Annotated in this window: 13 protein-coding genes; 12 read left to right on the plus strand and 1 reads right to left on the minus strand. The window is 54.4% G+C overall.

The annotated features are described in order from the left end of the window. Positions 1 to 46 precede the first annotated feature (46 nt). The 11 genes from SIL79_RS06780 (at position 47) to SIL79_RS06830 (ending at position 11,090) form a co-directional block, all read left to right on the plus strand. Positions 47 to 589 carry a hypothetical protein gene (locus SIL79_RS06780; protein ID WP_071475733.1) on the plus strand — a complete coding sequence of 181 codons (543 nt, stop codon included), beginning with the start codon at positions 47 to 49 and terminating at the stop codon, positions 587 to 589. Further along, positions 589 to 1,572 carry a COX15/CtaA family protein gene (locus tag SIL79_RS06785; RefSeq protein WP_233962973.1) on the plus strand — a complete coding sequence of 328 codons (984 nt, stop codon included), beginning with the start codon at positions 589 to 591 and terminating at the stop codon, positions 1,570 to 1,572. The genes SIL79_RS06780 and SIL79_RS06785 overlap by 1 nt, the downstream gene beginning before the upstream one ends. Before the next feature lie 13 nt (positions 1,573 to 1,585). Continuing rightward, positions 1,586 to 2,491, plus strand: a complete 906-nt coding sequence (gene cyoE / locus SIL79_RS06790; protein WP_039035326.1) for a heme o synthase — start codon at positions 1,586 to 1,588, stop codon at positions 2,489 to 2,491. Positions 2,492 to 2,494: 3 nt separating this feature from the next. Continuing rightward, a complete protein-coding gene (locus SIL79_RS06795) occupies positions 2,495 to 3,142 on the plus strand; it encodes an SCO family protein (RefSeq protein ID WP_162207152.1) in 648 nt (215 codons plus the stop codon). A gap of 105 nt (positions 3,143 to 3,247) precedes the next feature. Continuing rightward, positions 3,248 to 3,565 (plus strand): STAS domain-containing protein, encoded by a 318-nt coding sequence (locus SIL79_RS06800; protein ID WP_028780840.1) that lies wholly within the window; start codon positions 3,248 to 3,250, stop codon positions 3,563 to 3,565. Beyond that, entirely contained in the window at positions 3,543 to 3,905 is a 363-nt protein-coding gene (locus SIL79_RS06805) for a response regulator (protein ID WP_025010825.1), read from the plus strand. The genes SIL79_RS06800 and SIL79_RS06805 overlap by 23 nt, the downstream gene beginning before the upstream one ends. Before the next feature lie 21 nt (positions 3,906 to 3,926). After that, positions 3,927 to 6,017 (plus strand): chemotaxis protein CheA, encoded by a 2,091-nt coding sequence (locus SIL79_RS06810; RefSeq protein WP_162207153.1) that lies wholly within the window; start codon positions 3,927 to 3,929, stop codon positions 6,015 to 6,017. A gap of 12 nt (positions 6,018 to 6,029) precedes the next feature. Beyond that, positions 6,030 to 6,581: a chemotaxis protein CheW gene (locus SIL79_RS06815; RefSeq protein WP_162207154.1), complete on the plus strand. Its 552-nt coding sequence runs from the start codon at positions 6,030 to 6,032 to the stop codon at positions 6,579 to 6,581. Positions 6,582 to 6,599: 18 nt separating this feature from the next. Next, a complete protein-coding gene (locus SIL79_RS06820) occupies positions 6,600 to 9,185 on the plus strand; it encodes a methyl-accepting chemotaxis protein (protein ID WP_162207155.1) in 2,586 nt (861 codons plus the stop codon). A 10-nt stretch (positions 9,186 to 9,195) separates the two neighbouring features. Continuing rightward, positions 9,196 to 10,068, plus strand: coding sequence for a CheR family methyltransferase (locus tag SIL79_RS06825; protein ID WP_039035321.1), 873 nt, complete (start codon positions 9,196 to 9,198; stop codon positions 10,066 to 10,068). 2 nt (positions 10,069 to 10,070) lie between these two features. Further along, positions 10,071 to 11,090 (plus strand): protein-glutamate methylesterase/protein-glutamine glutaminase, encoded by a 1,020-nt coding sequence (locus tag SIL79_RS06830; protein WP_039035320.1) that lies wholly within the window; start codon positions 10,071 to 10,073, stop codon positions 11,088 to 11,090. Here SIL79_RS06830 and SIL79_RS06835 read toward each other — a convergent pair. After that, the gene (locus SIL79_RS06835; protein ID WP_319619961.1) at positions 11,080 to 12,135 is read right to left on the minus strand and encodes a polysaccharide deacetylase family protein; all 1,056 of its coding nucleotides are present in this window, start codon (positions 12,133 to 12,135) and stop codon (positions 11,080 to 11,082) included. The genes SIL79_RS06830 and SIL79_RS06835 overlap by 11 nt on opposite strands. Positions 12,136 to 12,154: 19 nt before the next feature. Between SIL79_RS06835 and SIL79_RS06840 the strand changes: the two genes are divergently transcribed. After that, on the plus strand, positions 12,155 to 13,495 hold the full coding sequence (locus SIL79_RS06840) for an MATE family efflux transporter (protein ID WP_039035318.1): 1,341 nt from the start codon (positions 12,155 to 12,157) through the stop codon (positions 13,493 to 13,495). Positions 13,496 to 13,504: the final 9 nt, after the last annotated feature.

A 13,504-nucleotide genomic window follows, 5' to 3' on the forward strand; every position in this document is an offset into this window, starting at 1 on the left:
GGGCGAGCTGAATTCAGAACGCCCAATTACAGCAAGAGGAGCCAGGATGAACTCCCGAACCCAAAGACCACTCTTGATACTACTGCTGGCCTTTGCCCTGCCTGTGATACTGGCAAAACTGGTACTGAGCTTCGAGCTGTATCAAGGCGGAGCCACCAATAAGGGCCAGTTGCTGCCGGCTAATCTGGGTTATCAACAACTTGGGCTAGACAACCCGCTTCCCGGCCGTTGGCAAGTCCTATACCTGATACCGGCCAACTGCGATGAACTATGCCAGGAACGACTCTACATATTGCAGCAGAGCCATACGGCGCTGGGCGCCGAGATGGACAGGGTCGACACCCTGATTTTCATCAACCGGGAAAGCGACACGGAAGCTCCGCTAAACAAGGACTTTCATCGAGTCACTCTGGATAAACCTCTGACCGCCGAGAATCCATTACAGCAGCAGATGTTGGTGATAGTCGACCCTCTGGGCGCTTGGGTGTTGGCCTATCCGGGGGTAGTGGATCACCATGGCCAACTCTTGCAGGGCAAGGCCTTGGTCAGCGACCTGCGCAAGCTGTTGAAACTCTCGAGGGTGGGCTGATGAAACTGAACTTGCTACTGAAGATGACCCTGATCTGCACTCTGACGGTCATCCTGTTGGGCGCCTACACCCGGCTGTCGGATGCCGGCCTTGGCTGCCCCGACTGGCCCGGTTGCTATGGCCATATCAAGGTGCCTTCTCAGGCCCATGAATTGGCTCATGTCGAACGCCACTTTCCGGGACAAGAAATCGAACCCAAGAAAGCCTGGCTGGAGATGATCCACAGATACGTGGCCGGTTCACTGGGGATTCTGGTATTACTTATTTTGATCCAGAGTTGGCGTGGCAGAGAAACTCCGAAGAAGCTGCCGGGACTGATCGCCGCACTGATAGTATTTCAGGCGCTGCTGGGAATGTGGACTGTGACCATGAAACTGATGCCCGTCGTGGTCATGTCTCACCTGCTCGGGGGATTCACCCTGTTTTCGCTGTTGTTGCTGCTGTATCTCAGGCTCCGGCCGCTGCAAATTCCGGATGGCGATCCCAAAGCCCGCACCTTGGCGCCTTTGGCCATGGTAGCGCTGGCCATTGTGGTACTGCAAATTATGCTCGGCGGCTGGACCTCCTCCAACTACGCCGCCCTGGCCTGCACAGAGTTGCCTATCTGCGAAGGTGACTGGAGCAGCAACCTACGTCTGGCAGATGCCTTCTCTCCTTTTCAGGGGCAGCATCCCAGCTTTGAGTTCGGCGTATTGGATTATCACACCCGGATGACCATACATATTGCCCACCGAATAGGTGCCCTGCTGACCGCGATAGTGGTACTCACCCTGGCATTGATGCTCTGGCGCAGAGCCGACTCGAGCATGCTGAAACGCTCGGCTCTGGTACTCACCTTGGTGCTGGGATTACAGCTGTCATTGGGCCTGGCCAACGTATTGCTGCATCTGCCGCTGCCGGTGGCGGTTGCCCATAACGGCGGCGCAGCCCTGCTGCTGCTGACTTTGGTATTCATCAACTATGCGCTTTGGCGTAAAGCCTGAAGAGGGACTGTTTATGGCTAAACTACTCTCCATAGCCCAGGACGCGACCCGCACAGAGATCTCCTGGCGCGATTACCTGGAAATGACCAAACCCAAGGTGGTGGCGCTGATGCTACTCACCGTCCTGGTGGGTATGTGCCTGGCGTTGCCCGGTGCTGTCCCCCTACAGCCTTTGCTTGCCGGGTTAATGGGAATTGCCATGATGGCGGGCTCGGCGGCCGCCTTGAATCACCTTATCGATCGACGCATCGATGGCCTGATGGCCCGCACTTATAACCGCCCCTTACCCAAGGGACGAGTGAGCGTGAGCCGGGCCTTGAGCTTTGCCGTCTTGCTTGGAGTGGCGGGCTTTACCCTACTCTATTGGCTGGTGAATCCACTCACCGCCTGGTTGACCTGTGCCAGCCTGATTGGCTACGCCCTTATCTATACCGCCTATTTAAAGCGGGCAACCCCCCAAAATATCGTGATAGGTGGCCTTGCCGGTGCCATGCCGCCACTGCTGGGTTGGACGGCGGTAACCAATGACTTTCACGGCCACGCCTGGCTGTTGGTGATCATTATTTTCACCTGGACTCCGCCTCATTTCTGGGCCTTGGCCATTCACCGTCAAAAAGAGTACGCCAAGGTGGATATCCCCATGCTGCCTGTGACTCACGGGGTGGAATTTACCAAGACCTGTATTCTGCTCTACACCCTTCTGCTGGCCATCGCCTGCTTATTGCCGGTTTTGGTTGGCTTGAGTGGCCCCGTCTATCTGCTGGCTTCCACCATTCTCAGTTGCCTGTTTATCTACAAGGCCTGGCAACTCAAGTTTGCCGATCGTCCCGGGCTGGCGATGGCCGTGTTCCGTTTCTCTATCTATCAGCTGATGCTGCTGTTTATTGCCCTGCTGGTGGATCATTACCTCTGGAGTTGAATCATGAAGAAACGCATCTTGGTGGCGGGGATTTTGCTCATAGGTCTTGGCGGTTTGGCCAGTGTACAGCTGTTTCACCGACCTTCGTCTCAGCCGCCGCAGGCATTGCAAACCAGCTTTCAATATGAAACCCCAAGACCACTGCAACCTTTTGAGTTGCAGGACCAAAACGGCCATCAATTCGATAATGACAAGCTAAAACAGAAATGGAGTCTAATTTTCGCCGGTTACACCTCCTGCCCGGACGTATGTCCCACCACCCTTGGCAAACTCAGTGCCGTCTACCCGAAACTGGCACAAGTGGCACCAATACAGGTGATACTGCTCAGTGTCGACCCTGAGCGTGACAGCCAAAGCAAACTCAAGGATTACCTGGCCTTCTTTAATCCCGAGTTCATAGGTTTGCGAGCCGAGCACCCGGCATTACTGCCCTTCAGCCGCGATCTGGGCCTGGTGTATTCACTGGTCGGCGATGGCCCTGACTACCAAGTGGATCACAGCGCCTCTTTGATCCTGATCTCGCCCGACGGCCGCCGCTACGCCACCATCAAGCCCAGATCACAGACACCCGGACAACTGCCGCAAATCCGCAACGATGAACTGCTGGCCGACTTTCGCACTCTGGTTACTCAGTATCAAGGGCCTCACTAACCCCCTAAAGAGCCTAGTCATTCATATACCATTTTTTCTTTTGAAAAGAGGCAGAAGTGAAATTTGCCGACTATCTTTTGTGTGTTGGGAAAACAGGGAAGCACTATGTCCATCGACACACTGGCACTGGGTTCAGAAATAAGCATTCGCAATATTCAGCCACTCTACCAAAAACTATTGGAGCTCTTGCATCGGGTCGATGAATTGATCCTGGATGCCGGTGAGTTGCACAAGGTGGATACTGCCGGCGCCCAGTTGCTGTACCTGTTTGCTCTGAGTTGCGACAAGCGAGGGTTGAAACTGTCATGGCAACAGGCTCAACCCACCTTTATCGCTCAACTGACGCGCCTGGGGATCAGGATCCCGACACTCGATTCGGATTTTGAAAAGGAAACGCTCAATGAAGACAATCCTCGCAGTTGATGATTCAGCCTCCATGCGGCAAATGGTGAGCTTTACTCTCAAGACAGCAGGTTTCGACGTGACCGAAGCCAACAATGGCGAGGAAGCGTTGAAAGTAGCCCAAGGCAGAGAGTTTGACCTGGTGATATCGGACGTCAACATGCCAATTATGGATGGTATCGAGCTGATACGTAACTTGCGCGAGCTGCCCAACTACAAGTTTGTGCCCATGTTGATGCTGACCACAGAGTCGACCACAGACAAGAAGCAACAGGGACGAGCCGCCGGAGCCACCGGTTGGATAGTCAAACCCTTCAACCCGGATCAGCTGTTGGCCACGGTTCGCAAAGTATTGGGTTAGCCTCCGGCAAGGAGCGGATATATGGACATAGATCTGAGCCAATTCACCCAGGTGTTCTTTGAAGAAAGCCTCGAAGGCCTGGAGGTCATGGAATCTGAGCTGCTGAAACTGAACGTGCAGCAACCGGATCCGGAAACCATAAATACCATTTTTCGTGCCGCCCATTCGATTAAGGGAGGCAGCGCCACTTTTGGTTTCAACCAGGTCGCCGGATTCACCCACTTGCTGGAAACCCTGTTGGATAAAATCCGTGATGGCCGCCGGGAAATGACCGCCAATCATCAGGATATGTTGCTCTTGTCGGTGGATCTGCTGCGCAACATGCTGCAGGCCTTGATGGCAGGTCAAAGCTTTGAATCGCCCCAGCAACAAGAGCTGGAAAACCGCTTCAATCAGGAGCTGTCCAACGTTGCCGGGATCGAAGACACGCCGGATAACGCCTGCCAAAACAATGAAAAGTCAGCAGCCAAAGTATCAGAAACCAAAGAGTCTGAAACAAAAGATATTGGGCTCAGCTGGCAGATAGATTTCCATGCCGGCGCCGACATTCTCAGATGCGGCAACGACCCCATTTTGATGTTCAACGAACTCGCCGAGCTGGGTGAGCTAAAAGTCAGCCTGCCAGCGCAGGAACTGCCAGAGTTTGAAGACCTGGACCCCGAATCCTGCCGTCTGTATTGGCAACTGCAACTCAACACAGAGGCGCCACTTGAGCGGATAAAAGAGGTGTTTGAGTGGGTCGAGGACGACTGTGAAATCCATTATCAGCAGTTACCCGCCAAGGCACAGCTTGTCGAAGGTGTCTCACCGCAGGAACAAGCCCCCCTCTCGACTTCTGTCCCTGCCTCCCAAGAGACACAGGTCGCAGCCCCCACAGCCAAAGTGGAGTCCGGCAAGGCTGTTGCCAAAACGGCGGAAACCAGTTCTATCCGGGTCAGCACCGACAAGATAGACATGCTGATCAATATGGTGGGTGAGCTGGTGATCACCCAAGCTATGTTGGGGCAGATAGGCCAACAGGAACGCATTGACGATAACGCCCTGCTGTCTCTGCAGCAGGGGCTGGAGCAATTGGCCAATCACACCCGGGATCTGCAGGAAAGCGTGATGCAGATCCGCATGCTGCCTATCAGCTTCGCCTTCAACCGTTTTCCCCGCTTGGTACGCGATATAGGTCAGCAGCTGGGCAAGAAAGTCGAGCTGCTCCTCAAAGGTGAGGAGACAGAGCTGGACAAGACTGTGATGGAGAAAATTGTCGACCCCATGGTGCATCTGGTACGTAACTCCTTGGATCACGGCATTGAATGCCCAGCAGTGCGCAGCGCCAAAGGTAAACCGGAAACCGGCAGGATCACCCTCAACGCCTTCCATCAAGGCGGCAATATCGTCATAGAAATCACCGACGACGGCGCAGGATTGGATACCGGCAGAATTCTCGCCAAGGCCAGAGATAAAGGCTTGGTCGGCGCTGAAGAAGAACTCAGCACAGAGGCGATTCAGCAACTCATCTTTAAACCCGGCTTTTCTACCGCCGACAGCGTCTCCGACCTCTCTGGCCGGGGCGTGGGTATGGATGTGGTCAAACGCAACATTCAAGCACTCAGCGGCAGTGTAGAGCTGGCCTCAACGCCCGGCAAGGGGAGCCGTTTTACCATTCGTTTGCCTTTAACCCTGGCCATTCTCGACGGCCAGTTGGTGAGGGTCGGCGAGCATACTTATGTGGTGCCGCTGGTCTCCATCTATGAGTCGCTGCAAGTGGAAAGCAGCAAGGTCAACAAGCTGTCTGAAGAGCACGAAGTGATCCGCCTGCGAGACGAGTACCTGCCAGTCATCCGCGTTTATCAGCAGTTCAATCACCAGGCTCAGGCCAAAGAGGTCAAAGAGGGGCTGGTGATGGTGGTGGACAACAACAACCAAAAAGTCGGCCTGCTGGTCGATGAGTTGCTGGCGCAGCAACAAGTGGTGATCAAGAGTCTGGAAGACAACTACGCCAAAGTGCCCGGGGTGTCCGGCGCCACCATTCTCGGTGACGGCCGGGTGGCGCTGATAGTGGATATTCCCGGACTCGTGACCATGTCTGGCCTCAATCAAACTCAGGAACATGCAGCCTAGAAGGGAAGCGCAATGACAGAATCCAACCCTGCAACATCGGCAGCTGCGGAAGATCATTCACAGCAATACCTCACCTTTATGATGGCCGATGAGGAATATGGTGTCGATATTCTCTCGGTGCAGGAGATCCGTGGCTGGGAAGCAACCACGGTGATTCCCAATGCACCGCCCCATGTCAAAGGGGTGATCAATCTGCGCGGCACCATAGTCCCCATCATAGATCTGCGCCAAAGATTCGGTATCAAGACCCTGACATATGGCCCAACCACAGTAGTGATAGTGCTGAAGGTGCGCCTGGATAAACAGCACAAGGTGATGGGCATAGTGGTGGATGCCGTTTCCGATGTTTTCAGTATCACCCAGAGCGAGATCCGCAGTGCGCCCGATTTTGGCCAGGACACGGACATGCGTTTCATCCATGGGCTCACCTGTGTGGCCGATAAGATGGTCATACTATTGAATATCAATATGTTACTCGGTAATGAAGTGCTGCCGGATGCATCACAACTTTCCAGTTTGCTGCAGCAACTGGACTTGGAACAGCCTCAGGCTGCCAACCTTTAAGACATCGAGGAAAGAAGAATGGATGCCGCCAATGCCAACATAATCAACAGCAATCCCTGGAATCTGCTTGGCTTAATCACGGGCATCGCCGTAATGGCGCTCATGCTGCTAGGCCAGGATCCCAATATCATTATTATTCTGCAGGGCGTCACTCTGGTTTGCATACTGCTTGGGCTATTGCACTCACTCAAGCACAAAGGCACCCTGGATAGGGCCATCAACCAACTACAGAGGTTGCTGAAAGACGGCACGCAGCAGTTTGCCGAGCTTAATCTGCCGGGCTGGAAGCCACTGCTGGAGGAGCTCAGTCGTTGGCGTCAGAGCCAACGACAGCAGCAAGCCATTCTCAAGGCTCTGGATATCTGCCAGGCCAATGTGATGGTGGCCAATCCTGCCGGTGACATTCTCTACTTCAACCACTCGCTGCAACAAACCATGCAGGACGCCGAGGCCGACATTCAAGAGGTGTTGCCCAAATTCCAGGCCGACAAGCTGCAGGGTGCCAATATGGATGTTTTCCACCGCAACCCTGAGCATCAAAGGAAATTGATCGCCGGCTTGGAGCAGGTCTACTCGACTCAAATCAAGGTAGGTCGTCGTACCTTCAGCCTGATAGCTTCGCCGGTATTCGACGAAAACAAGCAACGTATTGCCACTGTGGTCGAATGGCAAGATCTCACCGAAGCCCTTGGCAAACAACAATTGGAGCAGCAAAGCGCTACAGAGAACACCCGCATCAAGCAGGCCCTCAATGTCTGCCAGGCCAATGTGATGGTCGCCGATAGCGACTACAAGATCATCTACCTGAACGACTCACTAAATGAAATGCTGGCCGGCAATGAGCAAAAGCTGCAACAGGAGTTGCAGACCTTCAACATGAGCAAGCTGATTGGCAGCAATATCGATATCTTCCATCGCCATCCTGAGCATCAGCGACAATTGCTGGACCAGCTCACCGACAGCTATAACACCCGCATCAAGGTGGCCGGGCTGACATTCAACCTGATTGCCACCCCGGTATTTGAACAAGGCAAGCGTACCGGCACAGTTGTGGAGTGGCAGGATATCACCGCCAGCCTGGCCAGAGAGCAGCAGGAAAAACAACTGGCGGCCGAAAATGCTCGCATTCGTCAGGCATTGGATAATGTCAGTTCAAATACCATGGTGGCGGATAACGACGGCAATATCATCTACCTCAACCAGGCTGTGCAGCAGATGTTTCAAGCAGCCGAGAAAGATATTCTTCGCGATCTGCCCAAGTTCAATGCCGACAAACTGCTGGGACAAAATATCGATGGTTTCCACAAGGTCCCCAGTCACCAGCGCAATATTCTCGCCGGATTAACCGAGACCTACGACAGCCAGCTGCAAGTCGGTGGCCGTACCTTCAGAATCATTGCCAACCCGATACTGGACGCGGAACAGGGACGAATTGGCACTGTGGTTGAATGGGCCGATCGTACCGATGAGGTAGCCATAGAGCAGGAGATTGATGCCATTATCACGGCGGCCAACGACGGTGATCTGAGCCGCCGCCTGGATATTCATAACAAGGAAGGCTTCTTCCTTAATCTTTCCAACGGCCTTAACCGCTTGGTCGGCATCGCCGACAATGTCATTTCCAAAGTCGCCGATATCTTCGATGGCCTGGCCAAGGGGCAACTGGATCATAAACTCGACGGCGAATATCAGGGTCAGTTTGCCAAGCTGCAGCAAGATGCCAACGCCACCATCAGCAAGTTGACCGAAGTGATTGGGGGTATCAATGACTCGGCCAATACCGTCACCTCTGGAGCCGAAGAGATAGCTCAGGGCAACGCCGATCTTAGCCAGCGTACCGAAGAGCAGGCCGCCTCCCTGGAACAAACCGCCTCCAGCATGGAGCAGATGACGGCCACTGTGAAACAAAGCGCCGAAAATGCCACTCTAGCCAACAACTTAGCCCAGCAGGCCAGCGAGAAAGCTGGCGAAGGTGGCAAGGTAGTCAAACAGGCCGTCAGTGCCATGGAGGAGATCAACACCTCGAGCAAGCGCATTGCCGACATCATCAGCGTGATAGATGAAATCGCCTTCCAAACCAACCTGCTGGCGCTGAATGCTGCGGTCGAGGCAGCCAGAGCCGGAGAACAGGGCCGTGGTTTTGCAGTTGTGGCCGGAGAGGTACGTAACCTGGCACAGCGCAGCGCCGGTGCTGCCAAAGAGATCAAAGAACTTATCCGCGACAGCGTCAACAAAGTTACGGATGGCACCCAGTTGGTCAATCAATCCGGTGAAACCCTGCAGGAGATAGTGCAAGCCGTCTCTAAAGTTGCCGACATGATCAACCAGATCAGCATAGCCGCCGAGCAGCAATCAGTTGGGATCCAAGAGGTCAATAAGGCTGTGTCGCAGATGGATGAAATGACCCAGCAAAATGCCGCCCTGGTGGAACAGGTCTCGGCAGCCGGTGATGCCATGGCCGAACAGGCCAGGAGCATGAAGTGTCAATTGGGCTTCTTCAATACCGCTAATCTGGAAAAGGGCGCCCATAAGCCCCTGACCCTGATCGCCGGGGATAAGTCTCCCAAGATCCGTGTCAGTTCAGAAGAGTGGAGCGAGTTCTAGGAGACACTGATTGAGCTTCGATGAAGAGAAGGCATTCCCGATGACAGCAGCGGACTTTGGTATTATCCGCGAGCTGGCCTATCAACATACAGGGATAGTGTTACCCGAGCGCAAGCGTCATATGGTGTATTCCAGGCTCAGCCGCCGACTGCGACTACTGCGGCTGACCAATTTCGGCGATTATTGTCTCAAGCTACAAAGAGACCCTCTGGAACTGGCGCCCTTTATCAACGCGCTGACCACCAATCTGACCGCTTTTTTCCGGGAACGGCACCACTTCAATTTTCTGGAAACCGAGCTGGTGCCCTATTGGCAGCAACGCAAACAGCGCAGGCTGAGAGTTTGGTCGGCGGCCTGTTCCAGCGGTGAAGAGCCCTACAGCATAGCCATGACCTTGGCAGAGCACTTTCCCGCCGCCTCGGGCTGGGATCTGAAAATATTGGCAACCGATCTCGATACCAATGTGTTAGCCAGAGCCGAAGCCGGAGTTTATCCCCTGACAGGGCTGGAGGCCATCCCCAAGCGGCAGCACCATTATCTGCAGAGCAGAGCGGAAGAGTTCAGCATTAGCAGCCAGATAAAAAAACTGATCTTCTTCAAACAACTCAACTTACTGGAACCCTGGCCAATGCAGGGCCCGTTCGATGCTATTTTCTGCCGTAATGTGCTGATTTATTTCGATCAGAGTACCAAGCAGAAGATAGTGGCCGGTTTCAGAAAACTCCTGGCCGATGATGGCGTGTTGTTTATCGGCCACTCGGAAAGCCTGACCAATATCTCCCGTGAGTTTGAAACCGTCGCCCAGACCACCTATCGCCTGCGGCATCAGAACTCAATTCTGCCGCGACAGTCCCACGCATCAGGAAGTAAGGAGTCATATTGATCATGGTAAGAGTACTGGTTATCGACGACTCGGCACTAGTGCGCCAGTTGCTGAGTCATATGCTCAGCCAGGCCAAAGACATTATGGTCGTCGGCTGCGCCGAAGACCCCTATAAAGCCAGAGAGATGATTAAAGTACTGCAGCCGGATGTGTTGACCCTGGATGTGGAAATGCCCAAGATGGATGGCCTGGCCTTTCTACGTAACTTGATGCGTCTAAGACCCATGCCTGTGGTGATGGTGTCGTCCTTAACCGAGCGCGGCGCCGATGTGACCTTAGAGGCCTTGTCCCTCGGGGCGGTCGACTTTATCGCCAAACCGAAACAGGACTTGACCAACAGGCTACTGGACTATCAGCAAGAGCTGATCGATAAGGTGCATCTGGCCGCCGCCAGTCATGTCACCCCGCAATATGGCAGCTCGGCGCCGCTCAGCAGCGATGCCAAACTCAAGCACCGCATCATAGCCATAGGCGCTTCCACCGGCGGTACTGAAGCCATTCAACGGGTAGTGGCGCCGCTGCCGGAAAATACCCCCCCCATAGTCATAGCCCAGCATATTCCCGCGACCTTCAGCGCTTCATTTGCCCGCCGCCTCAACCAACACGCCAGAATGGAAGTGATAGAGGCTCAGGGCGGGGAAAAATTGACTCAGGGCGTTGCCTATCTGGCACCGGGCCATGCGCACTTGGTTGTTGAACGTCGCGGTGCACATATCTACACCAGACTGCTGGACACAGAAACCGTCAACCGCCACAAACCCTCGGTGGACGTGCTGTTCAACAGCATTGCCGAGATTGCCGCTAAGTCGGCGATAGGGGTGATTCTCACGGGCATGGGTAAAGACGGTGCGGCCGGCCTGCTGAAAATGTGTCAAGCGGGAGCACACACCATAGCCCAGGATGAGGCCAGTTCCGTGGTATGGGGTATGCCGGGCTCGGCAGTGGCACTCAATGCCTGCAACGAGCAGTTGCCACTGGCGAATATCCCGGCCAGGTTGTTGCAATTACTGACTACTCCTTGACCCAGCTGCCGTCATCCTTTGGCCTAACCCATGCTTGGGAAAACCAATAATAGCTGCCGTGACGTTTACTGGGAGCAGTACAGTTGTATCTGGATCGCCCCGGCGGCAAGTCCAGTTCAGCCTGAATTCGGAAACGATTCGCCGACAACCATTGAGGTTTCTTGGCGCCCTGCCCCTGCACATAACACATGAGCTGCGACTGATTGATATCGCTCATGTCCAGAGTCACCTCAAGTTCAGGCCGCCACTGGCCCATGGGTAACTCAGGGTTACTGGGGGAGATGGCCTGCACCGGCATATTCAGGCTATGCAGTTTCACCTTGAGAACATTCATATCGGCATAGGCGCCGGCCACGGGGAATCGCGGCAAAGAGGTCAAAGCAGAGTGAAGGCCTGCCGCACCGGACTGCTGCCCCAAGCCAACAAATCCCAGTCGCTGCAACAAGGCCTCCAACTGGCTGTTATATTCGCCGTAGGGATAGGCGATTATCTTCAGATTGTCGCCGGTTTCTTTGGCAATTTGGGCCTCGGTTGCCAGTAGATTGGCTTCGATTCTCGCCAGCCACTGCTCCTCGGTTTCGGTGGCATAGCGGCGGATCAGATGCTCATGCCCCCAACTGTGATTGGCAATCTCGGCGCCTTCTGCCGCCAGTGTTCTGAGCTGCTCCCAGCTCATCATCTCACGATAACCCTTTTCTATCGGTTCTATTGCCACAAACAGTGTGTAAGGAAAACCAAACTCTTTCAGTATTGGGTGCGCCGCCTCGGCAATACTGAGGTAACCGTCATCGAAGGTGATGGCAACCGTTCTCGGTGCCAGCGCTTGAGACTGACGAATCGCCTCTATCACTTGGGTCAGCGGCACCACGTTGAAATCATGATCAGCCAGATACTGCATCTGTTCCCGAAACTGGGCCGGAGTCACACTGGTACTGGCCGGCGAGCTGTCAGAAACATGGTGATACTGTAGAATGACTGCCGCCAGGGTGGGCGAACTTATCAGCCCAAGACAACTGCAGAGCAAAAAGCACAGCTTTTTCAACATCATTAACCTCTGAGAAATTATGACCACCAGCATTGGCCTGTTCGACAGGCAAAAAAACCGCCAGCTGTTTGCACTGGCGCTTCCAATGATACTGTCCAACATCACAGTGCCGCTACTGGGTCTGGTGGATACGGCTGTCATAGGGCACTTGAGTGACGCCTATTATCTCGGGGGCGTCGCCGTTGGTTCGACCATTATAACACTGCTGTTCTGGTTGCTGGGGTTTCTGCGTATGGCTACCACGGGCCTGGTTGCCCAAGCCTATGGCGCCGATGACAAACCACGGCAACTGCAGCTGTTGTTGCAAGCCGGCTCGCTGGCACTTTTCCTCGGCTTGATGGCTCTGCTGTTGCAAGGGCCGATACTCAGCCTGGCCGCCAGTTTCTCCGATGCCAGTGAGCAAGTCAGCCACTACGCTGCCAGCTACTTTTCCATTCGTATCTGGTCGGCCCCGTTTGCACTGCTGAACCTGTCTCTACTTGGCTGGCTGCTGGGCCGTCAACAACCCAAGGCCGCCATGTGGCAGTTGATCATCGCCAACTGCGCCAATATAGCTCTGGATCTGCTGTTTGTTATAGGTTTGGGTTGGGGCGTGGAAGGCGCGGCCCTGGCATCCGTCATCGCCGATATGACAGCCTGTGCCGTAGCCTGTACTATGGTGTTGCGCCAGTTAAAACAGTTCAATGTGCCGCCTATTGCTGAGCTACTCGGGCAGTTACATCCCCGCGACTTTAGTCGCCTCTTGAGCCTGAATCTGGATATCTTTATCCGCAGCTTGTGTTTGCAGGCCACCTTCGCCTTTATGACCTTCAAGGGAGCCGGGCTCGGCGATGAAACTGTCGCAGCCAATGCCGTGTTATTGAATATGTTGCTGCTGATTTCTTACGCTTTGGACGGTATTGCCTACTATGCAGAGGCCGAAGTGGGCCGAGCTATGGGACAAAAACACTTGGATGCACTCAGGCAAGCGGTCGCCTTGGCGTTTAGCTGGTCGGCCATCATAGCCCTGGGCTTCAGCGGCTGTTTCTGGATTTTCGGTGAGCAGCTCATCGGCATGCTGACCAATATTCCCGAGGTTCGCCACACCGCCGTGCTCTACCTGCCATGGCTTATCGTCCTGCCGCTGCTGGCATTTGCTTCCTATCTATTTGACGGTGTCTATATTGGTGCCACCAAGGGTAAAGTGATGCGTAACAGCATGATTTTCGCCAGCTTGGCAGTATTTTTCCCGGTCTGGTTCATACTGCAACCTCTGGGTAACCATGCTCTATGGGTTGCGATGAGTGCCTTTATGCTGGCGCGTAGCCTGAGTCTCGGGCTGCACTTTCTCTGGCGCCAACACCACTTTATCCAGGCCTGATGGCAATAA

Origin of the sequence: Shewanella indica (genome assembly GCF_033842865.1) — a bacterium.
Lineage (GTDB): Bacteria > Pseudomonadota > Gammaproteobacteria > Enterobacterales > Shewanellaceae > Shewanella > Shewanella indica.